Raw genomic sequence first — 25,776 nt, forward strand, 5'->3', positions numbered from 1 at the left:
TAGTTGATATCTAAAACCCGCAACAAAGAGTCTTGCCCTTTGTTGCGGCTTAGACGGATTACATGTTGATCCGATTACATATTGAGAAAACCTGCATCACGCATTTTCGCAACAACATCTGCTTTTTGTGCTTCAGTTAGAGAGCGAATCGGTGTGCGTGGGTTACCCGCGTCGATACCGTGCAGTTGCATTGCTGCTTTGCCAGCCGCCACACCGCCGTATTCCACCAGTACGCGAATAATCGCAATAACATTATCCATTAGCGACGTAACCGTTGCTTGGTCGCCTTTGTTAAACGCTTCAATGATTTTTAGGTAAAGTGGCGCTGCGTAGTTGTATGTACTGCCCACCGCACCTACCGCGCCTACCGCAAGACCAGCAGGTAAGAACTCATCCACGCCAAATGGTACGTCAAACTTACCACCACAAGCGCGCACCGCACGTTGGTATTCGTAAAGATCTGAGTTGTTGAATTTCGCACCGGTTAGGTTTGGAATGCGCTGTTCACCTTTGATCAGGAACTGCTCTAGGTCTAGGTTTACGCCAGACATGCCTGAGTGGTAGTAGTAGAAACCTTTTGAAGGTGCTGCGGCGGCAATTTGTGCGCAGTATTCAACTAGGTCATCAACACTTCCAGGTTTAAAGAAGCAAGGGCCAATCGCAGACGTCGCAAGAATATCTAGCGTTTCTGCATGTTGAGTAAGGTCGATTGAGTCCGCAATACTCAATGCGCCAGTGTGAAGCACGATGTCTAGCTTACCATCCGCCGCTTTAACCCAACGCTCTGCAATTGCTTTACGCTCTTCAACTGAACAGTGGATGCCTTCGCCTGTGGTGCCACAAACATAAGCACCAGTCACGCCCTGTGCAATTAGCAGTTCAGCAATTTGATCGATCGCGGCAAAGTTAACTTTGTTGTTTACATCAAACGGAGTATGTGGAGCAGCAATCAAACCAGTCAATTTGTTCATTTTTACATCCTACTTAATCGGAGCCACCGCAGTGGCTCACTTGTTGTTTTAATCTAAATTTTATTGTCCGTAACCAAGGAATAGCTCAGGTAAGAACAGAGTGAACTGAGGGAAAATCGCCACTAGCGCAAGTACGATAAACAGTGGCACTAGTAGTGGAATTACACCGCGAGTCAGCACGTGGAAAGGAATGTCACCAACCCTTGCCACCACGAACAGCGCCATGCCCATAGGCGGAGTCAAGATACCAATCATCAGGTTCAAGATAGCCATTACGCCAAAGTGAACAGGGTCAATACCAACCGACACAGCCACTGGCACTAGGAATGGGACAAGCAGTAATAACAGCGCTAGTGATTCAATAAAGGTACCTAGGAACAACAGCAGTAAGTTGATCAAAAGTAGCAGTACTAGTGGGTTGTCACTGATGCTTAGGAAGAAATCAGCCAGCATTTGCGGCAACTGTTCGCGAGCAACAATCCAACCAAATACGGTCACACCCATTACCATTAGTGCTACAACAGCGGTGTTGTTAACGGTCTCTTTTAAGATCTCAACAAAACCGGCTAGCGTTAGCTGTTTGTAAACCACAGTGCCTAAGAACAGAGCGTACAGTGACGATACTGCAGCCGCTTCAGTCGGAGTAAACTTGCCCGAGAAAATACCGCCGATGATGATGATTGGCGTCAGTAGTGACAAGAAAGCTTCTTTAAACGCAAGGAGACGTTCACGACCGCTCGCTTTTGGCAGCACCATGTAGCCGCGTTTTTTACAGATGAAGTAACTCATGATCATCAAAGCAAGACAGCAAAGAATACCTGGTACTGCACCAGCTAAGAATAGTGCGCCGATCGACGTGCCTGATACCACACCGTAAATAACCAGAGGAACTGACGGTGGTACAAGTGGACCAATGATACAAGACGCTGCAGTAAGACCGCCTGAGAAGTCGTCATCGTATTTCGCATCACGCATTGATTTGATTTCAAGCTGACCAAGACCGCCCGCATCTGCCAACGCAGAACCAGACATGCCCGAAAACAGCAAACTAGCCATGATGTTTACGTGACCCAAACTACCGGTAATGTGCCCCACCATCGCTTTAGCAAAGTTAAAGATACGTTCTGTAATACCCGCACTATTCATTAAGTGACCGGTTAAAACGAAGAATGGTACAGATAACAAGGTAAAGTTATCGACACCGGTGATCATTTGTTGCGCAGCAAAGTTAATGCCCGTACTACCCGTTAGAAGAAGAAACAGCAGCGCGACGAAAATTAGGGAAAATCCCACTGGCATACCTGCAAACAGCAGACCTAGCCAACCAAAAATAGAAGTTGCCATAATTTACTACCTCTCAGCCATCTGCGAATCAGATGCCACTAACTCTTTATCGCTATTGGAAAATTGCTTAGCAATACCCACCATTTTCTGAACTTGACGGAACACCATGAAACAGCCACCAATTGGTAATGCGTAGGTTTGCCACTTACTAGAAATGCCGAGTGTAATCAGTTCAAAAAACGCGGTACGTTGAACGTGCTGATAACCAAGATAAATAATGGCGAAAATCGATAGAAGAACAGCAAACTCAAGCGAAAGAATTAAAGCAATACGTGCTTTTTCAGGTAACTTGTCAGAGAAAAACGTAATGTTGACGTGAGCACCGCGTTTGATTGCCATTGAACAGCCAATCATACACATGTACATAAATAGAACCCTTGCGAGCTCCTCACTCCATAATGATGGTGAGTTGAGAAACCAACGGGTAAAAATTTGCCATGTAAGAACCGCTAACAAAGAAGCCATTAGCGGTACGGTGATGATCTCTTCTATATTATCGATAATCTTGCGTAACATTTTGAGCTCCATGGCTGGCCGCAAGTGGCCAGCCTAGATATTGATACTTAAAATCGAGCCTTATTAGGCTCAGGATGCTTACATTGCTGCAAGTTTCTTCACTACAGGTTCGCCTAGTTTCTCTTCAAACTCAGTGTATAGCGGCTGCATCGCTTCACGGAATGGCGCTAGGTCTGGGTAAGTTACGGTTACACCTTCAGCTTCGAAGAATTCAATTAGCTCTGCTTCTTGTTTCTTAACGAATGACGTGTGCGATTCACCCGCTTTCGCTACCGCTTTGTTAACGATTTCACGTTGCTCTTCGCTTAGACCTTGCCAAGTCGTTTCAGAGATGATCACCATTTGGTCATTTACGATGTGGTTAGTCATCGCCAAGTTCGCCTGAACTTCATAGAACTTCATGGTTTTGATCGCTGGCAATGGGTTTTCTTGACCGTCTACCGCATTGGTTTGTAGCGCTAGGTAAACTTCAGAGAACGCCATTGGTGTTGGTGACGCGCCAGACAGACGAGCAAAGTTCAAGTTTGCTTTTGCATTTGGTACACGCAGTTTCAGACCTTTAAAGTCTTCGATGCTGTTTAGAGGACGGTTAGAAGAAGTTTCACGAGTACCGTTGTACCAAGTATCAAGCGCACGCCAGTTAAACTTGGTTAGCATCTCTTCACGTACACCTTTACCAAAGTCTGAGTTAAAAATGGTTTGTAGGTGTTCAAAATCGCGCGCTACGTAAGGAAGCATGACAGCTTCTGCACGTGGAATCCAAAGACCCATGCGGCCAAACTCTGCATAAGTAATATCTAGGTCACCCATTGATAGTTGTTGCAGCATTGCACGGTCATCACCGAGTTGTGCACTTGGGTAGATCGCAACTTTCATCTCACCGTTACTAAGTTCTTCAATGGTGTCTGCCAATAGTTTTGCAGAGTTGTATTCCACTGAGCCTACTGATGGTTGCATACCCATTTTCAACGTAGTCGCAGCCTGAGCGGATACTGATAGTCCTAAAGCAAGCATAGCGAAGGTAATCTTGTTCATGGCTTTCATAGTGTTCCCTTTTTGTTGTTCTCTACCTAGTTTCACGGATTTCAAAAAAATTTTTATTTTGTTTGAAAATTATTTTCGTTATGAATTATTATGGTGGTGAAGATTATTTTCAAACCAACTTTTTTTGAAATGTGATCGCGGACAAAAATTCGCCAGAGATATGATTTCTACCTGCTTACTCTACGAATTGTGTAAGGCATAAAACTGCCCTCACTCCGCTATAGAAAGTCTTTTTTGAGAGGCCAAGCGTGAGAACAAATAATTTAAATATCAAACAGTTAAAAGAGTCACTCCACGGTCAAACGGTAGTGTCAATCCAGCCTGTTCCAGATAGCCCATTAGAGAAAACTGAGTTTATCGTGGCGATGGCACAAGCAGCAGAGCAAGCAGGTGCAAAAGCGTTGCGTATCGAAGGTGTCGATAACGTAAAAGCGGTGTCTCAGGCGGTAAATATACCAATTATCGCCATTGTGAAACGTGATTTAACGGACAGTCCTGTGCGCATTACCCCTTATCTTTGTGACGTTGCTTCCTTAGCCGAAGCTGGCGCAACCATCATCGCCTTTGATGCAACAAATCGCCCTCGCCCAGAAAGCCGTGATGCGATAGCACAAGCGATTCAGGCGACAGGTTGTTTCGCTATGGCCGATTGTTCAAACTTTGAAGATGGTTTGTGGGCCAATGAAGTTGGCGTTGAAATCATTGGCTCCACTCTGTCTGGATACGTTGGCGGTGAAGAGCCGACTGAGCCAGATTTGCAACTGGTCGAACAGTTTTCTAAAGCGGGTTTCTTTACTATGGCCGAAGGACGCTACAACACACCGGAACTTGCCGCACAAGCCATTGCTCACGGTGCAACCGCAGTGACTGTTGGCTCAGCATTGACTCGACTTGAAGTCATGATCGGTTGGTTTAACGCACAAACTCAAAAGGCAGGAGCACACTAATGGCAACATTGGCGATTGATATCGGCGGTACAAAAATCGCAATCGGGTTGGTAAAGAACGATGCTATTGTCGAGCGTCGCCAATTCCCAACACCAATCGTGCAACAAGCAGAGCACTTTGCTGGCACGATATTGGAACACGCAACTGACTGGATTGGTCAATTCAGCCGCATCGGTATTTCCACCACAGGCTTAGTCACAGAGCAAGGGATCTCAGCAATCAACCCAGATACCCTTGCCTTTCCAGCACCTTTCCCGCTGGCTCAAGCACTAGAAACATTAACCAAATTGCCGGTAGCCATGCTTAATGATGCTCAAGCTGCGGCCTGGTATGAATACACTCAACTCGATAACGACGCCAAGAATATGGCATTTATCACCGTGTCGACGGGTGTTGGCGGTGGGATCATTATCGATAGTCAGTTACACAGTGGCGCAACAGGTTTGGCAGGTCATGTCGGACATTTTTCCATTGACCCCAATGGTCCTCATTGCGGTTGTGGCCAGATTGGCTGCGTCGAGGCGATTGCCTCTGGCACTGCTATCAAACGTTTCAGTGATGCGCAATTCACCCCGAACATCAGTAATATTGAACTGTTTAGCCTAGCGCAAAGCAACCCTATTGCCGATGCAATCATTGAACAAAGCGCCAAAGCGATTGCGACTCTTTGCTGCAATTTGAAGGCTACGCTTGATTTAGATATTGTAGTGCTAGGCGGTGGGGTTGGATTAGCCAACACCTACCTCGAGCGCGTACAACAACACATTATTGCTCGCCCTAAAGCTTTTCAAGTAACAGTCATGCCCGCTAAAGGTGACTATGATGCTTGTCTGTTGGGCGCGGCATTTCAGTTCAACAAGGAAGAAATATGGTAATGAAAGCCATCTCAGCTCCACGAATATTCGATGGAGACAATTATCACCAAGATGCTGCGCTGGTGTGGGAAGGTGAGCGTATCCATGCCATTATGCCAATTAACGAACTGCCGGCGGATATCGATCACCAGCATTATGCGGGTAGTTTAATCGCGCCCGGTTTTATCGATATTCAAGTCAATGGTGGCGGCGATGTGATGCTCAATAACAACATCACACCAGCGGCTATGGACACGATTTGCAAGGCGCACCGAACCCACGGTACAGCTTACCTATTGCCAACGTTAATTAGTTCGACACCAAGTGAAATCGCGCAGGCACTGACCGCTGCAGAAATCGCCGTTGAGCAACGTATCCCCGGAGTACTTGGGGTGCATATCGAAGGTCCGTGGATCAATACCGCTAAGAAAGGCGCGCACAATGCTGAGCTGTTCTATTCACCGACTATTACCGACCTTGAAAACTTTCCTTGGCCAAACAATGCCAAAGTGCTCGTCACAGCAGCGACTGAAAAAATGTCTCTTGAAGCGCTTAATTACCTACAACAGAAAGATGTGATTGTCTCTTGCGGGCACAGTAATGCCACAGCCAATGAACTTAGCGATGAAAAGCTTTCACAGGTGAACGGTTTTACCCATTTGTTTAATGCCATGTCTCCTTTCGAAGGGCGTGAACCTGGTGTAGTGGGCACTGCTCTCAATAGTGACCACGCTTGGTGCTCGATCATCACAGATGGGATACATGTGCATCCGCAAAGCTTTTTACTCGCACACAAAGCCAAACCGCAAGGCAAACTGCTGATTATCACCGATGCAATGGCGACCGTTGGCAGCAAAACCAATCGTTTCGAGCTAGACGGGCAAATCATCGAAGTTATCGATAACAAACTGGTTAATGCTGAAGGGAGTCTCGCTGGGGCACATATTGGTATGGACGAGTCTGTTGCCAATGTGATTGAGTGGGGTATTGCAGAGCAAGAGGCACTTAGAATGGCTTCAACTTACCCCGCGCAAGCAATGAAGTCCTCTGACTTAGGTAAACTGCAAGCAGGTTATCGCGCGGCAGCAACTGTATTAGACAGCCATTATCGCTCCGAGGCAGTACTGGTCGATGGTCAGTTAATGTAACGACTTTTAAACTGAAAATACCGCCTCAAACTAGAGGCGGTATTTAATCAACGGCTAAATTTTCCAATCTCCCCCGAGTGATTTATACACGCCAACCGTGGTTTGCGCGGTTTGCAATTGAGCCGCAAGTTGCCTATCGAGCATCATGCGATGTTGTCTTTGCGCATCCAATACTGTGAGGTGATCCACTAGCCCCGCCTTGTAGAGCGATTTCGCTTTATTAAGCGCTATCTGAGATGCCGATACCGCCTCATCAATCTGCTGCTGATTCTCTTGACTGCGCCCGTAAGCAAACAACATTGAGTCCACTTCGGTAATCGCGCCATTCACCGCGTGCTGGTAGCCCAACATCGCACTCTCTAAACGCGCATCGTTGATCTCAACTAACGCCTCACCTCGACCACCATCATAGACATTCCAACTCATGCCAACCGAGCCAGCCCAGCCAAATGAATCACTGCTAAAAAGATCATCAAAGCTGCTCGCCGATACGCCCGGCGCGCCGGTTAAGAAAAACTTGGGATAACGATTGGCGACTGACGCAGCAAGTTCTGAGTTAATTGCGGCAATTTCACGCTCGGCAATACGGATATCAGGGCGTCGTTGCAATAACTCAGAAGGCAATCCGGTTGGAATCCCCCCTTCTATACTAGGAATCGATACCCTTGTTTTTGCATCGCTAGGGGCCAAACTATTTACGCCCAAACGCTGATCAATGCGACTCAACGGCTCTCCTAACAAAGTCGCCAGTCTTTGCTTGTGTACCTGCTGGGCAATTTCAAGTTGTGGCAGCAAAGATTGTGTTGCCGCTAACATCGCTCGTGCTTGCGCCAGATCTAAGTCTGAACCATAGCCACTGGCGACCACTTTCTGAACTAAATCTAACGTCTTACGCTGATCGGCGATATTCTCTTTCAACAAGTCAGTGCGCGCCTGCGCGCCGCGATATTGAATATAGTTGTGAACTAAGTCAGCAGTTACCAGTGTATTGAGCCCACTTTGATAGATTTCAGCTTGTTCGACCCGAATTTCAGCCGCTTGGGCTTGGTGCTCAATGCGACCAAACAAGTCCATCTCCCACATGACCGATGCCCCAACAAAGGCGCCATCATGCTGGTTGTCGAGCATCACCGCACTGCCCATCTGTGGCGGTAAGTCCGCGACGCTGTCACCAATGGGATTAAGTGCCGGCCCCATGAGCGAGTCATTTTTACTCAGTTGATAGTTGTAATACCCCGCACCGATATTGACCGTCGGAACCTTAAATGATTCCACCACGGATTGATAACTGCGCGCCATATTGATGCGCTCAGCGGCGATCTTTAACGGAATATTTTGCTGTTGTAGATCCTTAACCAAGCGATTCAAAGTTTGATCGTCAAACTGCAACCACCAATGATCGTTGTCGATCTGACTCGCATCTGCGCTGTAGAGATAACTTTTTGCCAGTGTCACTGTTGGTACTTGATAATCCGGACCGACGGCACAGCCAGAGAGAGCCACAGCCAAGGCTAATGGAGCAAGTTTTAACGCGTATTTAAGCGGTTGGTGTTTCATTGATATCTCCATAAACTACACTGGCTTTGAGTCTGTTCCAGCCACAGAGACTGGCGTATCGAGCGTTTGCGCAGCAGGCAAAGTCTCTTGGTATGCTAAGCGATACAGCGCAGGCATGATAAATAACGAAAGCACTGTTGCCGCGGCAAGACCACCGATAATGGTTGCTGCCATTTGATCAAACAGCAAATCGCTTAACAACGGAATCATCCCCAGCGCAGTGGTTAACGCACCCATCGAAATCGCCATGGTACGGTTGATAGTGGCTTCTTTAATCGCATCGGATAACTGACGACCATTACGACGCTCAAGCTCAATTTGGTCCATCAATACAATGCCATTTTTAATGATCATCCCCATCAGCGTTATCGCACCAATCAGCGCCATAAAACCAAACGGTTTGTTAAATAACAGCAGTGCAAATGTCGCCCCAGTTGCCGCTAACGGAATCGTGGCTAGAATAATGGCTGGCTGCTTAAAGCCATTGAACATTGCGACTAAAATGATCACCATAATCAACAGCGCTTTAGGCAGTTGCTGCAAGATATCTGACACCGCTTTATGCTCGTCGTAGTACTCTCCGCCCCACTCCATGCTGTAACCCGGCGGTAATTCAATCGCTTCGATATCCGCTTTGATTGCGTTGCGCACTTTCGCAGGAGTACTTGATCGGGAAACGCCAGCTTGAGCAGTAATGGTTTTCACTCGGTCGCGACGCCAAATCATGCTCTCCTCTGCGCGCAATTCAAAACCATCGACCACTTGCCCTAGTGGCACCGAATGAAGCCCAAGTAACGATTTGACCGGAATCGATTCCAGCGACGCCATGGTTTGCTCAGTGCTGCGCAACTGAATCGGAATCAACTCATCATTGAGTTTCATCTGGCCTAACGGCATACCATCAGAGGCTCGCTTCATGGCAAAAGCAATATCAGCCCGGTTAATACCGGCGCGTCTTGCTCGTTCTTGGTTGATAATAGGCTCTAACAACTTGCTTTGTTGACGCCAATCGTCACGAACATATTTTGCATCCGGATGGCTTGCCATAATGGTTTTAGCCTGTTCAGCCAATTGATGTAGCACCGCTTGATCAGGACCAGAAAAACGCGCTTCGACCGAATACTTATCCGTAGTGGCAAGTTTCAGCGAACGAAAACGTGGACGCGCATCAGGGAATTGCTGTTTAACCCACTTATCGCCTCGTTCCACCAAGGCAGAAATGGCGTGGTAATCGGTGGTATTGACCAAGATCTGTCCGTAGGCTGGGTCTAACGGCTCTGGTTCTACCGTCACCGAAAACCTCGGTACACTGGCACCGACACTACTTGCAATACTCGTCACTTCCGGCTGTTCAAGTAACCACTGCTCGATTTTTTTCATATCAGCTGAGGTTTGCTCTATCTTGGCTCCATTGGGTAACCAATAATCGAAAAATACAATGGGACGGTCGGACTGAGGAATGAAGTTAACCGACACATAAGGAACCAATACGGCAGTCACAACCACTAAAGGGATGAGCGTTGTCAGTGCTTTTTTGGGATTATCGACCGTCCAACCAACCAGTTGTTTGTAGCGGGAAACTTTACTCTCATCTTTACCCTTACTTGGCTTAATAAACAGCCAGCACATTAATAAGGTAAAAGTCATTGCCACCAGCCAAGACAACAGCAATGAAGACGCGATAATGGAGAATACTGAAGCTGAAAACTCAGCCGCATCAGTCTTGGAGAACAACACTGGACTTGCCCCCATAATCGCAATAACCGTTGCGCCAAATAGTGGCAGTGCTGTTTCTTTTACCGACTCCATCGCCGCTTGCGTGCGCTCAATGCCTTTATTGAGCTTGGCAATCATCATATCGGTGATCACAATCGCGTTATCCACCAACATGCCCAGTGCGAGAATAAAGGTACCCAAGGAAACTCGGTGTAAGTCAATCTGATTGATATTCATGAATATCAACGTCAGTAAAATGGTCAGTAGTAAACTGCCACCCACGATAGCGGCACTTTTAAAGCCCATGAAGATAAGTAAGACGACAAAAACAATCGCGACACTTTCGAGCAGGTTGCCGACAAAATTGTCGATTGACTTCTGCACTTCGTCCGGTTGATACGCGACGGTAGCGATCTCAACCCCTAGCGGTAAGCTGGCTTGATAGTCATCAATGATCGCACGAATGGTATCCCCCAGAGAAACCACATTAATGCCATTGACTGGGCTCACCGCTAATGTCACCGAAGGCTCACCGTTATAGCGATTTTCAGTCAACGCTGGCGTTTGGTAACCCATGCGAATATCCGCCACATCGCCTAAACGGACCAGTCCAGTGCCAAGCTCACTGACACCGCCTTTGATCACCAAATTGCGAATATCGTCTAACGACTGAAACTGGCTACCTTGATGTACGCGAATGCGCTCGCTTCCCGCATCAAACTTACCCGCCTCATACGACATATTTTGTGTGCTGAGTTGATTCCATACTTGTGCAAAGGAAACGCCATATTGTGCTAGGCGTTCGTCAGGCATATCGATATAAACAGTACGCGGTTGTACGCCGTGCAGTTCCACCTTCTTGATACCATCAACGGTTTTGATACGTCGTTGCAGCTCCTCAGCATAACGGCGTAACTCTTCGGGTTTGGCATCTTGACTGTGAATAGCAAACAGCATCCCATACACTTCTGAGAACTCATCTTGCACTATGCTGATCTGCGCCGTGCTTGGGAGCTGCAATTTGACATCATTCACCTTACGTCGCAGTAAATCCCACTGTTGAGGCAGATGCTCCGAATTTAGGCTCTCTTTGAGATCGACAAACACCATCGACATACCCGGTCTCGAAAGAGAACGTAAGCGATTCAGCTCGCCCATTTCTTGCAACTTGGTTTCGATGGTATCTGTTACTTGCAGTTCGACTTCTTCAGCGGAAGCGCCCGGATAGAGTGTGACCACCACCGCCGTTTTAACGGTAAAGCTTGGGTCTTCAAGCTTGCCTAGATCAAAGTAGGAGTAGATCCCTGCAATGATGCTCAGGGCAGTAAAAAAGAGCAAAAACGTTCTTTGACGAATTGCAAATTCAGCCAACTTAATCATGGTTCACCTTTATAACTCGCGAATAACGATATCGTCGGCGCGTTGCCCATTCGACAAATACTGACTACCACTCACGACCACGTAATCATCAACATTCAACTCGCCTTTAATACAAGCTTGATAGGCATCGAGCGAAGAAAGCTCAACCGGCAGCCCCACGACGCGGCTGTCGCGAACTAAGTTGACGTGCATCTGCTCCTTACTTCCCACCAAAGCAGAATAAGGGACACAGTAGCTGTGCTGGCGGTTACCGATATGAGTCGAAATTGACACTGATTTACCCGGGAAGAGTTGTGCACTGCCTTTTTCAATGCGATAAGTCACGGTGTAAGTTTGCTTGATTAGGTGAGGCAGCGGCGCGATTTCCGTCACGTAGGCATTGAGAACATGTTCCGATTGATACCAGGATACCGAGCCAATTTGCCCAACCTCAAACGCTTCAATTAAGGTTTCAGGCACATCGACTTCAACTTCAAGTTGCCTATTGTCTTGCAGTGTCGCGACTGCAATGCCCGGCAATACCTGCTCATGCGGCTCAAAGTCCACTCGACCAATTACGCCATCAAACGGCGCTTTCAACTCAGTGTATGCCAGAGTATCTTGGGCGCGTTGAATGTTCTTTTCGACCACTTTAATCGCCGAGAGGCTGCGCTCATAGCCACTGATCGCTCGGTCAAGATTCACAGAGGCGATAGCATCATCTTGTGTTGCCTGTTTAACGCGTTTCAGTTCTGCTTTTGCCAATTTATGCGCAGATTGCGCTTCAAGCATCTTAGCCTCTAGCTCTTCCAGCACGACCTGATAATCATGTGGATCTAAACGAGCGATAATTTGCCCTTTAGCCACCTTTTGTCCCTTAGTCACCAGTATTTGTTCAATGGTACCCGGAACGCGAAAGGCTAAAGCGGCTTGTTCTTGTGCGGTCACCAAGCCATTAAAGTGTTTAGCGGTTTGTCCTTGAGCGTCGCTTAACTGAATAACTTGTAACTTAGTTTGTGTGACCGGTTTTGTTTGCGCGATTTGAGCTTGATTGCAACCAGATAACCCCAGTGCAACGCTGCAAGCTAATGTGAGAGTGCTGATTCGATTCATGATAAATTGCTCCATGTTGATGGCGCTATTCTATTATTGAACAGTGTTCAAATAAGCCATCAACCGCAAGACTGAATGTCATGAAAAACGAGACAATTAGGAGAGTTTTGGAATCTCTTGGATCAAATACTGTATCAGTTCGCGACTGGCATAATTGAGGGTTCGTGGCTGAGGATAAAGCAGATAACCGTGTTCAGTTTTGGCGCTAACTTCTGGTAAAATACGGCAAAGTTCGCCATTTTCTAGCTCTTTCGCGACTAATATTTTAGGTAAAAAAGCAATGCCACGTCCTGAAAGTGTGGCATCTTTAAGAAAAGCGATACTGTTCGAAACCAAAGGCGAATTAACTTTCACCTTACCCTCAACAAATTGCCAGAGATCATCAATCTCACCACTCGGCCAGCGAAAACATAACGCGGTATGCTCAATTAACTGGTGCACATCTTCTGGCCAACGTTTTAACTGAAGATATTTTGGTGATGCGACTAAACAGCGATCTAACGGTAATATCTGGCGAGCAATCAAGTCTGAATCAATCAGCTCCCCACCGTGAAATGCGATATCGAGCCCCTGCTGGTACATATCAATAAAGCCATTTTGGATAACTCGTACATCCAATTCGACTTCGGGATGAAGATCTAAAAACGTAAACAAAATCGGCTGCAGCAGCTCATGAGTCTCAGACAAAATACCGAGTTTTATTTTGCCTTTGATCAGCGTATCGGCTTGGGTAATCGCTTGATTGGCGTTGTCGAACAACGCTAAAGCTTGAAGAATCTCTTGGTAGTAAATTTCACCATGATTGGTGAGGGATAGGCTTCGAGTCGTGCGATGAAACAGTGAGGTGTGGAGTTGTGTTTCTAACTCATTAATTCGACGACTCACATTCGCGCGGGGAACATCAAGAGCGTTGGCTGCCGCAGTAAAACTGCCCAACTCCACCACTTTGACAAATAGTTTTAGATCTTCAATTTTCACACGCGTATCCCTATCGGTCTCGATAGGGCATATTGTAGAGAATCTAGTCTGTGGTACTAGCTGATTTCGTCACTAAAGGTCAAATTTTTGAAATAATACTCTTTATCCCTAGCCGAAATGTCTCTTAGCACTCGGCATGGGTTGCCCACTGCAACAACATTCGCAGGAATATCTTTGGTCACCACACTACCAGCACCAATGACACTATTTTCACCCACCGTTACGCCAGGCAGTACCACGACATTGGCACCGATCCAAACATTATCTTCAATTGTAATTGGAATATTGAACTGTGCGACGTTGCGTCGCCTGTCAGGATCGACTGGATGACCTGCGGTAGTCAGAACCACGTTGGGGCCAAACATCACGTGGTTACCAATGGTGATTGTCGTATCATCCACTAAGGTCAGGTTGAAGTTCGCGTAAAAATTGTCGCCGATATAAGTGTGTCTACCCCAGTTCGCTCGCAATGGTGGTTCGATATAACACGCTTTGCCCACGCTGCCTAATAAAGTGCGTAAAAGCTCATCTCGCTGTGCAAACTGACTTGGTCGACAGTGATTAAAATCATAAAGTGTTTCTAGACATGCTTGCTGCTCAGCAATCAGGGATTGGTCATCACAATAGTACACTTGACTGGTGTGCATTTTATCGCGAACACTCATATCCTTACCTCGTCATTCAATAATCACAGTAGTGCGTTAAATCAATGTACCGAGTTGTGTACCCGATATCACGGTCTGCCTATCGATCTTATATAAACAGTGCCGTTGCAATTCATGACCATCTGGTAATTTAGGGTGGTCGAAATCAAGCCGCGTATTTATCATACCGAGACGTTTCATCACCATTTGAGAAGGGATATTACTGAGAGCAGTAAAGGAATAGACCTCTTCCACTCCGAGGACGAAAAATGCATAGCGCAGTGCTTGATCAGCTGCTTCGGTTGCGTAGCCTTTGTGCCAATATCTTTCGTTTATTCGCCAGCCAATCTCCATGAGCGGCGCGCCTGGAATACCACTTTCGCCATCGAGCGTATTTAAGCCAACAAAACCAATAAACTCACCGGTATTTTTCAACTCTACAGCCCAAAAACCCCAACCATTAATATCAATCAATGCGCGACATCTATCCGCAAGTTGATCGCTGTCGCTTTCATTAAGGGTACTAGGGAAATACTTCATCACGTCAGGATTAGCGCACATGCGAGCAAAATAAGGGTAATCCTTATCTTCCCATTGCCGAAGTATTAATCTTTTGGTCTCTAACATGATGCCTCGTGATTTCACCTGCCGTGACATTCGTCAATTCGATACAAGCGAATTGAAAGTTCAACGCATGGCATAATAGTACCAGTTTTAGCAACTCAATATTTACCCTAATATTAGATTTGAACCGAGAAATTGCTCACTAGATAATACGCTTTTTATTAAGAGTATGTCCTTAATATCTCAAGCCGCGATTTTTAGTGAGATTAATCTGCTTTACAAGCAAGACAATGACTTAAAGATGAAAAGTGCTAGCATCGGGTAAGGCTTAGATACCCACCCATCGAAAAGAACGCTGCAAAAAATCGACGGCTTCTTTTTCGATTATCCTGCCATGAGCGAGAATAATACGTTCTGGCTGCCAAGCAATTATCGTCGCGATATGCTTTCTCGCTAACGGTTTATTCAACATGAATGTTAATCGCCAATCTAACGGCATCTTCCCTTCCGGCGCTAAAATGCCAATCGCTTTAGCGATATTACGCTGCAATGGTTTAAAGTGCTGCGGATCGAAGTTTTCAATTAAATCCGTCACGATCAAGGTTTGGCTTTTTCTATGCCAGAAAACACTCTCTTCCATTACCGAAGAACCGGTAAAAAGCAAATGTTCGATTTCGTCTTGCCACGGAAATAAAGCCGATTGCGCCAAACAGTTTTCAAACTTTAGGTCTTGACGTTTATTTACGACTTGCGCAGTACCGTATGTCAAAGCTTGAGGATAAGCATCTTGCCACTGCTTGATAAATAAGTGATGTAAACTATTCGGGGCAATAAGGTAACGAACATTACCGAGAGATTCAACTTGCTGTTGGACTTCCTCATTTAGCTCTATCGGGCTATGAACCCACAAGTCACCACTCACAAGACGAATCACCGTCATACGTGTTGAAAAAGGAAAACTGAGAAAAGAGACATTCCCGCCATCAAATATCCATATGTTCGGTTGAACCTCAATCATTTTGCTCTCCTTTTCATTATGCAATCACAACTACTATACCCAAGTAACCTCAAGTAAAACTAAAACAAACACACATTAAGCGAGTTTCCACTGATATTTTTGCGCCAACCCCTCTAAACGCAGTAGTTCTTGCTCAAACAAGCGTTGCAACCATAGGAGTAAATCCGTCGCAATGTCACTTTGTTGAGGAAGATAAGCAAAATATTGCCAAGGACTATTACGCACAGGCGCATTTTGGGGAGTGCGTAAAAACCCTCGCTCAAGCTCTGGTAGTACCAAGAGTAAATCTGTCACGGTTGCCCCATGCCCTGCCAAGCTCGCGCTAATAGCAAGGTCAAGACTAATGAACGAGGTGTCTCGGCTTGGTTTCACTGCTATATCTTCATCTTGTGACAACCATGCTCGCCAATCTAAATGATCATCCGTAGCGTGCAGCCTCGGCATTTCTAGCACTTCCTTGATACTCTTGAATGTTTGAACATCACTTGGGGCATAGATGGGCGCCATATATTCATCGCGAAGAAATGTTGCTTTAGGATGACCTCGATATAACTCTGGTTGCCGCGTATTTATTATGGCTACATCGCTATTCTCATGGGAGAGATCCCAATCTCCCTCAATCAAAGGAATAATCACTATCTCATAGTCAGGGTAACGTTCATTTAACTCTCGAACTCGTGGGATCAAAATACGCGTAGCAAAACTGATGGCACTTTTAATCACCAAACGTTTTTTCTCTGGCAGTGACCACTTCTCTAACAATGCTTGTAACTCTATGTAGTTACTGCGCAACACTTCAAATAACGCCTTGCCCCGCTCTGTCAACTCAATCGAGCGATGTTTACGAACGATCAATTGCGAGTTTATTTCTTCTTCAAGCGTTTTGATCTGACGACTCACGGCACTTTGCGTCACATTAAGCTCGTGGGCTGCGAGTGTAAAACTGAGCAAACGAGCAACCGATTCAAACACTTTCAGGCTGTTGTGACTAAATGGAAGTTGAGGATAAGGTTTCATAACACCTCTCGCATGAGTTGAAGTCATGCCATGATGACATATTTATCATTTGATAGAGAAGTCATTTAAGCGTTTAATTAGGCTAATCTTTATTCTTACTTTTAATACAACGACTTCGCCACTTATGAGAAAAATTCTCTCTTTAGCATTCCCTCTTATCATCTCTCAACTTATTGCTATGTCATTGGTTTTAACCGACGTTTGGATGATGTCGCGCATAAGTATTGAAGCATTAGCGGCAGGTGGTTTAGGCGCCGCCATTTTCAGTTTTATTTTTATTATCGCTAGCAGCACCATAGGTTGCGTCGCTAACTTGGTCGCCATTGCCTATGGGCAACGAGTGGCTAGGCCTGAGTTCGGCAACCAACAAATCCGCTTTGCGATTAAGGGCGCTGTACTACTTGCAGTCATTCTCTCAGCACTATTAGTTACGAGCTTTTCATTTGCGCCACATTTATTGCGTTTAGCCCAGCAACCTGACATTGTCATCGCCCCAGCAATGGAGTACGTCAATGCACTCAAGTGGACCATGTTGCCATCACTCTTTCTTTTGATTCTACGTGGTTTAACCAGCGCATTTGGTAACGTGCGTTCTATTCTAGTCATGTCAATTGCCAATATATTTCTGAACATACCAATCAGTTACCTTTTAGCGTTTAGCTTTAATTTTGGTTTAAGTGGTCTCGGAGCAGGTACTGCACTTTCCTCACTGATCGTCTCTATTGGTTATGGGTATTGGGTATTTAACCGTGCTGAGTTTGCTGAATTTGCTCCATGGAAAAATCGCCACGAGTATTCGCTATCACTAACTAAACCTTTACTCGCTATGGGCTTACCAATCGGCTTAGCTGCATTACTAGAACACGGCTTGATTTATGGTGGAACACTCATGGCTGGCACCGTAGGCGTCGCAGCACTCGCTCTGCACCAGATTTTACTACAGTGTTTAAGCTTTACTTGGAACATTAACTTTGGCTTCTCACAAGCCGCGGCTATTTTAGTTGGACAGGACTTTGGCGCTGAAAACTATTCCGGCATCAAGCAGACCGCGATTCGTAGCTTTGGTATCACCACAGTGATTAGTATCGTGCTCTCGGGTGGCTTCATTTTATGGCCTGAGTTTATCGCTACCATTTTCCACCTTGATACACAGTTAACTGAACTATTGACCTCTGTAATCTGGGTGGTTGCTCTTGCTTTTGTGGTTGATGCTTGGCAACTTCTCGCGATTAACCTACTGCGTGGTATGAAAATTGTGATGGTGCCAACTGTAATGACCGCAATTGGCTATTGGGTATTTGGCATTCCTGCTGCTTGGTTGTTAATGAAAACCCATCAGCTAGGTGGCATCTGGGCTGGCATCGGCATCGGTTTAGCGGTAACAGGCGTACTACTGTTAGTACAACTGATGATTTCAATACGAAAACAAAACAACAACGCTTTCTGTCTAAACTAACTACCTTGCGAGCCTTCATGGCTCGCTTTTTTTGCTTCATAATGGCAAGACTTCCGAACGCTGATATTTCCCAATGAACAACACTGACATTGAATTTGAACACTTGATGCTTGAAATAAATGCCCAACGTTGGCACATGGTCGAGCGCTTTCTATTTAGCTATTTTTGCATGCGAGAGAATTATTTATCAAAGTCTGGCACGCCAGACTGGCAAAAAGCTCGCGAAAATTGCCCTCGATCTATCACAATAAAAAGCATCAAACATGCAGAGCTTGAGCCACTAGTGCCCTTAGCGGCGATTGTTGGTGAACTAAAACGTTATGAACGAGATGGAGAACTTTCAAAGCAAGCAGTAAAGAGAATTATTAATAGCTTGCTGCACTATGTGGTGATATCCAAGCAAGAGAAGAATGAGCTTAAAAACGGAGCACTACAAGAATCAATGCCAAAGGAATGGTATCAATCTACTGATAGAGATCCGTATGCTCGCTTAAAAACGGTCCATATCACCATATTACAGCCGTAAGCCATTTATTGATCACGACGAAAGTGAATTTTGGCCGCTATGTTGAAAGTTTCCGCTGGCCGACTTGGATCATTAAATAGGTCAAGAGCTATTTGACATAGCGTCATAGCGATGGACTCACTATCTTGCTCAATCGAGTCTATCTTAACCGGCAAGCAATCCAATATTGCATAGTTGTCAAAGGTTCCCAATCGAATCGTATCATTGAGTAATTGGTGCTCAGTGAGATAACGCAGCACCCCCTCCAATAACGAATAAGAAGCGGCAAACAATGCTTGTGGCGGTCGCCCTAATCGAGCCATTGCTTCTGCCATTGAGTCATAACCCGACTGAGGTTGGTAATCTCGGTTAAATACCATCGCCTCATTAAAAGTGACACCGACTTGCTCTAGCCCTGCTTGGTAACCTTCTAAGCGCTCTTGGCTTGGAGAAAGTAACCTCTGACCACCAATATAGACGCACTCATCAACACCTTGAATCATACGAGCCACCAGCTGTTTAGTCGCAGAATAAGCATCAGTTTTAACGTTAATAAACTGGCTATTGTGAAATGTACGATCAAAGAAAATAACGGGCGTCGATTTTTTAATAGAGTAATAAAACTCTTCACTTGGCATTGCTGACGCCACTAACAACATATCAACCTGGCGCTCCAGCAATCCTTGCACGACCTGTTTTTCCAATTCTTGCTCATCATTTGAGGAGGCAATCAATAGCTGATAACCATTTTCCCTTAGCAACTTCTCTAATGCTTTCGCTATGTTGGCAAAGCCCATATTGGCAAGATCAGGGATCACCAAACCCATGGTATAGGTCTTTTTTGATTTGAGTGCGCGCGCGTAAACGCTTGGCTTGTAATTATGCTGTCTAGCAATGCGCTGCACTTTCTCAACCGTCTCTTGGTTAATGCGATGTTTTTCTGCATGCCCGTTAAGCACAAAACTCACGGTAGATTTAGATACCCCAGCGAGTGCTGCGATATCGGCAAGTTTCAGTTTTTTCTGACTCATTCTAGATCCATATGAGTGTAGTTAAGGTTGCGCACTGAGGATGCTAATGCTACCTGCTTAACGCATTGCTGTCAGTCATATTAAAATTTTCCCAAACGACTCGATGATCGTTAAAGATCGCTTTCGATCACACTTTTAAGCAAATTTCATTGCTGACTCAACAAGGTGATTGATCTGCTAAACCGTTTTAGCAATCATATCAGCAAAGTGAAATTTAACCAATTTAAGGTACAAAACATGAGCAAAGTATGGCTAACTGGCGACGCGGTTGTTGACCTGATTCCGGATACAGAATCCACCTATCTGAAATGCCCTGGTGGCGCGCCAGCTAACGTTGCAGTAGCGATCGCTCGCCTTGGTGGTAATGCGGCTTTCTTTGGCCGCGTTGGTCAAGATCCACTAGGTCGTTTTATGAAACACACTCTCAATGCGGAAAAAGTAAATACCGACGCCATGCTGCTTGATGACGCACATCGCACATCCACTGTCATTGTCGACTTAGATGACTCCGGCGAGCGCAGCTTCACTTTTATGGTAAAACCAAGTGCTGACCAATTCTTAGAGCTTGCTGACGTGCCAAACTTTGCTCAAGGTGAATGGCTACACGTATGTTCTATCGCTCTTGCGAATGAGCCAAGCCGCAGTACAACACTTGAAGCAATGCGCTTAATTAAACAAGCAGGTGGTTTTGTTAGCTTCGATCCAAACCTACGTGAAGAAGTGTGGGCAAATCCTGAAGAGCTGATCCCTGTCGCTCGCCAAGCGATCGCTTTAGCGGATGTAGTTAAGTTTTCCGACGATGAACTGATGCATCTCACTCAAACCTCTTCTTTAGAACAAGGTTTAACTGCGCTAAACGAGTTTAACAATACGCTTGTGCTTGTGACTCAAGGCGCGAAAGGTGCACTAGTAATCTTTGATGGCAAGCAAGAGCTAATTTCGGGTCAAGCAGTGAAGCCAGTAGATACTACCGGTGCAGGCGACGCTTTTGTCGGAGGCTTGCTAGCAAAGCTAGCTCAACACTTAGAATGGCAAAATGAAGATGTTATTCGCCAAGCAGTAAGTTGGGCAAATGGCTGCGGTGCACTAGCTACAACGCAAAAAGGTGCCATGACCGCCCTTCCAACGGAAATACAACTGATGGAATATATCAACTAGGGCGAAAAAATAGTTAAAAAAAATCCCAATCATCCAGTATTGAGATTGGGATTTCTTATTTTCAAGGGCTGTAAATCAGCTCATCATTGTTTGACTAATATCGCAATGCCGATTTCGTCCATATCGCCAATAGCATCATTGGTGATACCCGCATTAAAAACACCGACAGAGCCCGTATCATTGAAATACCCAATCAATTCGTACGTATCGCCATCTACATTCGCTTTTATTGTTACTTGGTGGGTATCAGATATCAGCGTCTCTAATACCGAAACGCTCTCATCAATTGGCGAATTATCTAACTTATCAAATGCGCCTAGCCCACTGACTGACATTGATTCTGATCGATAGTTAATCGTCGCATTGTCTTGATCGACCCATGAAATTGATGCGTCCTGCCCATTTTTCGCCAATTTGATCTTAGTTCGGTCATAAAACTCATTGTGCAAAAAGAGCAATCTATATGAGCTGTTGTTTAACGTTGGTGAAGAGTCTGACAATTTAACGGCTAAACCCAATTTATTCCCTAACATCGCCTCATTGACTGCGGCATACTCCATAAGAGCAATAAAACGGCTATCATCACTAACAAAGCCCTTCATATCCGGCCCACCTATTGCTGAACCAACTCCCGCAATATCTATGGTGCCATTAGCTGAAACACTAAATTCTAAGCTCTGAGGAAAGTTGCCATAAATCTCGCTCTCTTCGTTATCTTGGTTCCCATAGCGAGTATTGTGATTGCCATTTGTTTCTTGCCCCCAGTGAACATAATTAGAACCATTAAACGTAATCACTTGTCTCGACGATGTGATTTCTGCTGTACCATTGTTAAGCAATCCGACATCGATTTCGACTAGGCCATACTCACCATCGAGATCCGACAATGTCATCGCTGTCGGCATTTTTGCTAGTGCACTTAACTCATAACTGAAGCCATACCCAGACATACTTCCATAATCAATGGCGTTATTATTGAGCTGATAGTTCTTTGCATCTTTAATACCGGCAGAAAAATAGAGTTCAGAGTCTGGTACTTTATTGTAGGTAATGGTTCTTGGTGCTGTTTCCCAACCTAACTCATTACGTATTTCAACCTGCGTACCCCAATTGATGCTAAACGACCCGCTTGCTAGAGGTGTTTCATACAGTAATGTCGAGTTGTTATCACTGACCGCGCCAACCGGCAAGCTATATTCATTTAAATTTGCGGTATCTTGTCCAACTAACATTCCCCAAACAAGACTTTTGTTCGAAAAGCGCCATTGGTTGTTGCCCGCTTGGGGCACAGTTAAGTCAATATTCTCTCGGTACAACTCCGAATAGTAACCAAACTCACTGTTACTCGTTTGATCTTGTAGACCAAGCCCGAACGACATCGCACGGTGAGTTGAAAGTATTTCACCAGTGGTATATTCGCTAAGATGTTGTTCGACATAAGGACCAACCGTACTTTCAATCTGATCAAGAATAAGGGAAACACTACCTGCATTAGTGAAATTCGTCGCGTTAACAACCTCTAAGAGCTGAAGGATATATGCCAAAGAAAACAATGACAAATCACCACCGTGTGCGAGAGTTTTTTGTGTCACATATTCAGATATAGGGTTAAGATCTGTTTGATTCGAAACCACTTGAGCACGCATCACTTGCCCAGTTTGCCCTGTAATTTTTAAGACTAAACTACTCGAGAAACCAACGCCTTGTGGTAATGAGAGCTCATAAGCCCCTGTTGCAGAAGTTAATGCTGTAGCGAGTACGTCACCCACTTGTAGACCATCATCACCAACTCTAATTAATGAAATCGATCCGTTGGCCACTGGATCTAACCCTGCCACCGCAGCATAAGCTGGTGAGGGTAGCAGGTAATCCAACAAAGAGGGTTGTTGATATAAAGCGACCACACCTGCTGGTGCGGATACCGTGCCGGTGATGATCTCAGGTTCGCTATCACTCGTTTGTTGATCTTTATCAGAGCCGCCCTTACAACCACTTAGTACGACGCTAATGAGTAATGATATTGTAATGGTATAGACATTTATTCGCTTCACACTTCGATCCTACTATTCGTGAATTAGCACTCGAATTATCAGCCATGAAATAATTCCCTTAATATCAATTAAATAAGTAGATACTAATTTACAATGGCGAGATAAATACAAGTAAGCGTAATTTAATCAACGGATACATATATATTTTCAGTGCAAAGTAGCCTTGATTAAATTTTGCGTCACGATATAGCCGATATACATCAAGAACAATAACACCCAATTGCAATCAACATTGCATTCACATTTTTGAAACAAATTCTCATCGTAGGTTTGACCCTACTCTCATCAATAGAGTTTGATTTTATAGTGATAAAAAAAAACCTGCCGCTTGGGCAGGTTTTTTGTATCAGTCTATCTGATGATTAATCGCGAAGTGTCGCGCCAAATTTGTCAGATACGTGAGCAACGATAGCTTCAACCGCACCTGCGATATCAGCATCTTCAAGTGTGCGCTCTAGAGACTGTAGAGTCAGTGCGATAGCTAGGCTCTTCTTACCTTCTTCTACGCCTTTACCTACGTACACGTCGAATAGACGTGCGTCTTTAAGGAACTCACCACCTTGCTCTAGACAAGCATTGACGATGTCGCCAGACGCGACTGCTTCGTCTACTACTACCGCGATATCACGACGGTTTGCAGGGAACTTAGACAGTGCTACTGCTTCTGGGATCACGCGAGTGTTGATTGCATCCCATTCGATTTCGAATACGATTGTGCGACCATTTAGACCGAACTTGCGCTCTAGCTCTGGGTGTACAGTACCAATCACACCGATCTCTTTGCCATCTAGCATGATAGCTGCAGATTGGCCTGGGTGTAGTGCTGGGTTAGCTTTTTTGCTTTCAGGTGACAGTGCAACGAAAGAGTAAGCTTGTGCGTTTGCTGATAGCTCAAGTACCGCTTCTAGATCCGCTTTAAGATCGAAGAAATCAACCGTCGCTGTCGCCATATCCCAGTGCTCTTCACCGCGAGTACCCGCGATAACACCTGCTAGCATTGGCTCTTGACGCATGCCGTTTTCTGCTGCTTCACATGGGATGAAACGTAGACCGTATTCGAATAGACGAACACGTGGTTGCTGACGTTTTTGGTTGTGAACCACAGTGTTTAGCAAGCCTTGGATTAGACCTAGACGCATTGCTGACATGTCTGCTGAAATTGGGTTTGGCAGTACAAGTGGTGCAACGTCTGGCACGATCAGTTTTTGTTGCTCAGGCTCTACGAAGCTGTAAGTAATTGCTTCGTGGAAACCACGATCAACAAGCAGATCACGCACGCGTTTTAGCGGTTGGTCCGCTTCAACGTGGTTGTGCATAGTCAGTGCAGCAATTGGGTGTTGATTTGGAATGTTATCGTAACCGTAGATACGACCAACTTCTTCAATCAAGTCTTGCTCAATTGCGATGTCGAAACGCCATGTTGGTGCAACAGCAACCCAACCTTCCGCGTTTGCTTCAACTGTCATACCTAGACGCTCTAGAATCTCTACCACGTCTGCATCAGCAATGTGGTGACCTAGTAGGTTGTCTAGTTTAGTACGACGAAGTGCAACTTGGTTTGGCTTAGGTAGGTCAGCTTCTGACTCTACTGCCACAACTGGTGCTACTTCGCCACCACAGATTTCGATTAGAAGCTGTGTTGCACGCTCAACCGCGCTGAATTGCAGTGCGTAATCCACACCACGCTCAAAACGCATCGATGAATCAGTGTGTAGACCGTAGCTACGAGCGCGACCACGGATGTGGTCTGGTGCAAAGAATGCACACTCAAGCAGTACGTCTTTAGTTTCAGTCGTTACGCCTGAATCTTCACCACCAAAGATACCAGCAATTGCTAGTGCTTTGTTGTGGTCAGCAACCACTAGAGTATCGGCATTTAGCTCAGCTTCGCTGCCATCTAGCAGTGTTAGCTTCTCGCCTTGCTCAGCTAGACGAACAACGATACCACCTTCGATCTTCGCTAGATCGAATGCGTGCATTGGTTGGCCTTGCTCTAGCATTACGTAGTTAGTTACGTCTACTACTGGGTCAATTGAACGCATACCACAACGACGCAGTTTTTCTTGCATCCATAGTGGGGTTTCAGCTTGCACGTTTACGTTTTTGACCACACGACCAAGGTAACGTGGACACGCTTCTGTTGCTTTAATTTCAATTGAAACCGTATCAGCAATAGTTTCTGCTACTGCTTCTACTGAAGGCTCAGTTACGTCAGCACGGTTTAGAACGCCTACTTCGCGCGCTAGACCGCGAATGCTGAAACAGTCAGCGCGGTTAGCCGTTAGGTCAACGTCTACTGTTACGTCGTCTAGAGCTAGGAATTCACGGAAGTCTGTACCAACCACTGCGTCTTCTGCTAGTTCCATGATGCCGTTTGACTCAACATCGATACCTAGTTCAGAGAATGAACAAAGCATACCGTGAGAAGGCTGACCACGTAGTTTCGCTTTCTTGATTTTGAAATCACCCGGTAGAACAGCACCAACTGTTGCTACTGCGACTTTTAGACCTTGACGGCAGTTTGCTGCGCCACACACGATGTCTAGAAGTTCTTCTTCGCCAACGTCAACTTTCGTTACACGTAGTTTGTCAGCATCTGGGTGTTGACCACACTCAACAACGTGACCAACTTTCACGCCATTGAAAGTACCGGCTACAGGAAGAACGTCATCAACCTCTAGACCAGCCATAGTGATTTGGTGTGTTAGTTCGTCAGTGTTAATCGCAGGATTCACCCACTCACGAAGCCATGATTCGCTGAATTTCATTGTGATTGATCCTCTGG

General features: G+C 45.6%; 21 protein-coding genes. 6 read left to right on the top strand and 15 right to left on the bottom strand.

The window, feature by feature from the left end; all coding sequences use genetic code 11:
- Nucleotides 1-74: 74 nt before the first annotated feature.
- From IRQ95_RS01450 to IRQ95_RS01465, 4 genes are all read right to left on the bottom strand, one after another.
- A complete protein-coding gene (locus IRQ95_RS01450) occupies nt 75-971 on the bottom strand; it encodes a dihydrodipicolinate synthase family protein (RefSeq protein ID WP_194435236.1) in 897 nt (298 codons plus the stop codon).
- 60 nt (nt 972-1,031) lie between these two features.
- Nucleotides 1,032-2,315 (bottom strand): TRAP transporter large permease, encoded by a 1,284-nt coding sequence (locus IRQ95_RS01455; RefSeq protein ID WP_194435237.1) that lies wholly within the window; start codon nt 2,313-2,315, stop codon nt 1,032-1,034.
- Nucleotides 2,316-2,321: 6 nt separating this feature from the next.
- On the bottom strand, nt 2,322-2,843 hold the full coding sequence (locus IRQ95_RS01460) for a TRAP transporter small permease (RefSeq protein WP_123783843.1): 522 nt from the start codon (nt 2,841-2,843) through the stop codon (nt 2,322-2,324).
- A 66-nt stretch (nt 2,844-2,909) separates the two neighbouring features.
- The gene (locus IRQ95_RS01465; protein WP_194435238.1) at nt 2,910-3,875 is read right to left on the bottom strand and encodes a sialic acid TRAP transporter substrate-binding protein SiaP; all 966 of its coding nucleotides are present in this window, start codon (nt 3,873-3,875) and stop codon (nt 2,910-2,912) included.
- Nucleotides 3,876-4,123: 248 nt separating this feature from the next.
- Between IRQ95_RS01465 and IRQ95_RS01470 the strand changes: the two genes are divergently transcribed.
- The 3 genes from IRQ95_RS01470 to nagA are packed head-to-tail and all read left to right on the top strand — an operon-like array spanning nt 4,124 to nt 6,824.
- Complete coding sequence (locus IRQ95_RS01470) at nt 4,124-4,822, top strand: putative N-acetylmannosamine-6-phosphate 2-epimerase (protein ID WP_194435239.1); 699 nt, start codon at nt 4,124-4,126, stop codon at nt 4,820-4,822.
- Entirely contained in the window at nt 4,822-5,697 is an 876-nt protein-coding gene (locus tag IRQ95_RS01475) for an N-acetylmannosamine kinase (protein ID WP_194435240.1), read from the top strand. Before IRQ95_RS01470 ends, IRQ95_RS01475 begins: the two co-directional genes overlap by 1 nt.
- Nucleotides 5,691-6,824 carry an N-acetylglucosamine-6-phosphate deacetylase gene (gene nagA / locus IRQ95_RS01480; RefSeq protein WP_194435241.1) on the top strand — a complete coding sequence of 378 codons (1,134 nt, stop codon included), beginning with the start codon at nt 5,691-5,693 and terminating at the stop codon, nt 6,822-6,824. Before IRQ95_RS01475 ends, nagA begins: the two co-directional genes overlap by 7 nt.
- 54 nt (nt 6,825-6,878) lie before the next feature.
- On the opposite strand, the gene IRQ95_RS01485 is transcribed toward nagA, so the two are convergent.
- From IRQ95_RS01485 to IRQ95_RS01520, 8 genes are all read right to left on the bottom strand, one after another.
- Nucleotides 6,879-8,381 (bottom strand): efflux transporter outer membrane subunit, encoded by a 1,503-nt coding sequence (locus IRQ95_RS01485; RefSeq protein ID WP_194435242.1) that lies wholly within the window; start codon nt 8,379-8,381, stop codon nt 6,879-6,881.
- A 15-nt stretch (nt 8,382-8,396) separates the two neighbouring features.
- Nucleotides 8,397-11,477 carry an efflux RND transporter permease subunit gene (locus IRQ95_RS01490; protein WP_194435243.1) on the bottom strand — a complete coding sequence of 1,027 codons (3,081 nt, stop codon included), beginning with the start codon at nt 11,475-11,477 and terminating at the stop codon, nt 8,397-8,399.
- A gap of 9 nt (nt 11,478-11,486) precedes the next feature.
- Nucleotides 11,487-12,569, bottom strand: coding sequence for an efflux RND transporter periplasmic adaptor subunit (locus IRQ95_RS01495; protein WP_194435244.1), 1,083 nt, complete (start codon nt 12,567-12,569; stop codon nt 11,487-11,489).
- A gap of 96 nt (nt 12,570-12,665) precedes the next feature.
- On the bottom strand, nt 12,666-13,547 hold the full coding sequence (locus tag IRQ95_RS01500) for a LysR substrate-binding domain-containing protein (protein WP_194435245.1): 882 nt from the start codon (nt 13,545-13,547) through the stop codon (nt 12,666-12,668).
- A gap of 56 nt (nt 13,548-13,603) precedes the next feature.
- Nucleotides 13,604-14,212 (bottom strand): sugar O-acetyltransferase, encoded by a 609-nt coding sequence (locus IRQ95_RS01505; protein ID WP_194435246.1) that lies wholly within the window; start codon nt 14,210-14,212, stop codon nt 13,604-13,606.
- A gap of 36 nt (nt 14,213-14,248) precedes the next feature.
- Nucleotides 14,249-14,818, bottom strand: a complete 570-nt coding sequence (locus tag IRQ95_RS01510) for a GNAT family N-acetyltransferase (protein WP_194435247.1) — start codon at nt 14,816-14,818, stop codon at nt 14,249-14,251.
- A gap of 265 nt (nt 14,819-15,083) precedes the next feature.
- Entirely contained in the window at nt 15,084-15,773 is a 690-nt protein-coding gene (locus IRQ95_RS01515; protein WP_194435248.1) for a DUF4336 domain-containing protein, read from the bottom strand.
- Nucleotides 15,774-15,848: 75 nt separating this feature from the next.
- A complete protein-coding gene (locus IRQ95_RS01520) occupies nt 15,849-16,790 on the bottom strand; it encodes a LysR family transcriptional regulator (protein ID WP_194435249.1) in 942 nt (313 codons plus the stop codon).
- A 124-nt stretch (nt 16,791-16,914) separates the two neighbouring features.
- Here IRQ95_RS01520 and IRQ95_RS01525 point away from each other — a divergent pair, with 124 nt between their 5' ends.
- Both IRQ95_RS01525 and IRQ95_RS01530 read left to right on the top strand, forming a co-directional pair.
- Nucleotides 16,915-18,246, top strand: a complete 1,332-nt coding sequence (locus IRQ95_RS01525; RefSeq protein WP_194435250.1) for an MATE family efflux transporter — start codon at nt 16,915-16,917, stop codon at nt 18,244-18,246.
- Between the two features lie 106 nt (nt 18,247-18,352).
- Nucleotides 18,353-18,772, top strand: a complete 420-nt coding sequence (locus tag IRQ95_RS01530; protein WP_228481056.1) for a hypothetical protein — start codon at nt 18,353-18,355, stop codon at nt 18,770-18,772.
- A gap of 5 nt (nt 18,773-18,777) precedes the next feature.
- Here the strand turns inward: IRQ95_RS01530 and IRQ95_RS01535 are convergent, their stop codons facing one another.
- The gene (locus IRQ95_RS01535; protein WP_194435252.1) at nt 18,778-19,782 is read right to left on the bottom strand and encodes a LacI family DNA-binding transcriptional regulator; all 1,005 of its coding nucleotides are present in this window, start codon (nt 19,780-19,782) and stop codon (nt 18,778-18,780) included.
- 237 nt (nt 19,783-20,019) lie between these two features.
- Here IRQ95_RS01535 and cscK point away from each other — a divergent pair, with 237 nt between their 5' ends.
- Complete coding sequence (gene cscK / locus IRQ95_RS01540) at nt 20,020-20,940, top strand: fructokinase (RefSeq protein ID WP_194435253.1); 921 nt, start codon at nt 20,020-20,022, stop codon at nt 20,938-20,940.
- 83 nt (nt 20,941-21,023) lie between these two features.
- On the opposite strand, the gene IRQ95_RS01545 is transcribed toward cscK, so the two are convergent.
- Both IRQ95_RS01545 and pheT read right to left on the bottom strand, forming a co-directional pair.
- Nucleotides 21,024-22,991, bottom strand: coding sequence for a hypothetical protein (locus tag IRQ95_RS01545; RefSeq protein ID WP_194435254.1), 1,968 nt, complete (start codon nt 22,989-22,991; stop codon nt 21,024-21,026).
- Between the two features lie 362 nt (nt 22,992-23,353).
- On the bottom strand, nt 23,354-25,759 hold the full coding sequence (pheT, locus tag IRQ95_RS01550; protein WP_194435255.1) for a phenylalanine--tRNA ligase subunit beta: 2,406 nt from the start codon (nt 25,757-25,759) through the stop codon (nt 23,354-23,356).
- Nucleotides 25,760-25,776 lie beyond the last annotated feature (17 nt).

It is taken from the genome of Vibrio fluminensis (assembly GCF_015278125.1).
GTDB lineage: Bacteria > Pseudomonadota > Gammaproteobacteria > Enterobacterales > Vibrionaceae > Vibrio > Vibrio fluminensis.

What these genes read in the sequence shown, in the direction of transcription:
- cscK (WP_194435253.1), top strand. Translation starts at nt 20,020, where the DNA reads ATGAGCAAAGTATGGCTAACTGGCGACGCGGTTGTTGACCTGATTCCG.
- IRQ95_RS01520 (WP_194435249.1), bottom strand. Translation starts at nt 16,790, where the DNA reads ATGAAACCTTATCCTCAACTTCCATTTAGTCACAACAGCCTGAAAGTG.
- IRQ95_RS01460 (WP_123783843.1), bottom strand. Translation starts at nt 2,843, where the DNA reads ATGGAGCTCAAAATGTTACGCAAGATTATCGATAATATAGAAGAGATC.
- IRQ95_RS01510 (WP_194435247.1), bottom strand. Translation starts at nt 14,818, where the DNA reads ATGTTAGAGACCAAAAGATTAATACTTCGGCAATGGGAAGATAAGGAT.
- IRQ95_RS01525 (WP_194435250.1), top strand. Translation starts at nt 16,915, where the DNA reads ATGAGAAAAATTCTCTCTTTAGCATTCCCTCTTATCATCTCTCAACTT.
- IRQ95_RS01495 (WP_194435244.1), bottom strand. Translation starts at nt 12,569, where the DNA reads ATGAATCGAATCAGCACTCTCACATTAGCTTGCAGCGTTGCACTGGGG.
- IRQ95_RS01535 (WP_194435252.1), bottom strand. Translation starts at nt 19,782, where the DNA reads ATGAGTCAGAAAAAACTGAAACTTGCCGATATCGCAGCACTCGCTGGG.
- IRQ95_RS01485 (WP_194435242.1), bottom strand. Translation starts at nt 8,381, where the DNA reads ATGAAACACCAACCGCTTAAATACGCGTTAAAACTTGCTCCATTAGCC.
- IRQ95_RS01475 (WP_194435240.1), top strand. Translation starts at nt 4,822, where the DNA reads ATGGCAACATTGGCGATTGATATCGGCGGTACAAAAATCGCAATCGGG.
- IRQ95_RS01505 (WP_194435246.1), bottom strand. Translation starts at nt 14,212, where the DNA reads ATGAGTGTTCGCGATAAAATGCACACCAGTCAAGTGTACTATTGTGAT.
- pheT (WP_194435255.1), bottom strand. Translation starts at nt 25,759, where the DNA reads ATGAAATTCAGCGAATCATGGCTTCGTGAGTGGGTGAATCCTGCGATT.
- IRQ95_RS01490 (WP_194435243.1), bottom strand. Translation starts at nt 11,477, where the DNA reads ATGATTAAGTTGGCTGAATTTGCAATTCGTCAAAGAACGTTTTTGCTC.
- IRQ95_RS01530 (WP_228481056.1), top strand. Translation starts at nt 18,353, where the DNA reads ATGCTTGAAATAAATGCCCAACGTTGGCACATGGTCGAGCGCTTTCTA.
- IRQ95_RS01450 (WP_194435236.1), bottom strand. Translation starts at nt 971, where the DNA reads ATGAACAAATTGACTGGTTTGATTGCTGCTCCACATACTCCGTTTGAT.
- IRQ95_RS01515 (WP_194435248.1), bottom strand. Translation starts at nt 15,773, where the DNA reads ATGATTGAGGTTCAACCGAACATATGGATATTTGATGGCGGGAATGTC.
- nagA (WP_194435241.1), top strand. Translation starts at nt 5,691, where the DNA reads ATGGTAATGAAAGCCATCTCAGCTCCACGAATATTCGATGGAGACAAT.
- IRQ95_RS01455 (WP_194435237.1), bottom strand. Translation starts at nt 2,315, where the DNA reads ATGGCAACTTCTATTTTTGGTTGGCTAGGTCTGCTGTTTGCAGGTATG.
- IRQ95_RS01465 (WP_194435238.1), bottom strand. Translation starts at nt 3,875, where the DNA reads ATGAAAGCCATGAACAAGATTACCTTCGCTATGCTTGCTTTAGGACTA.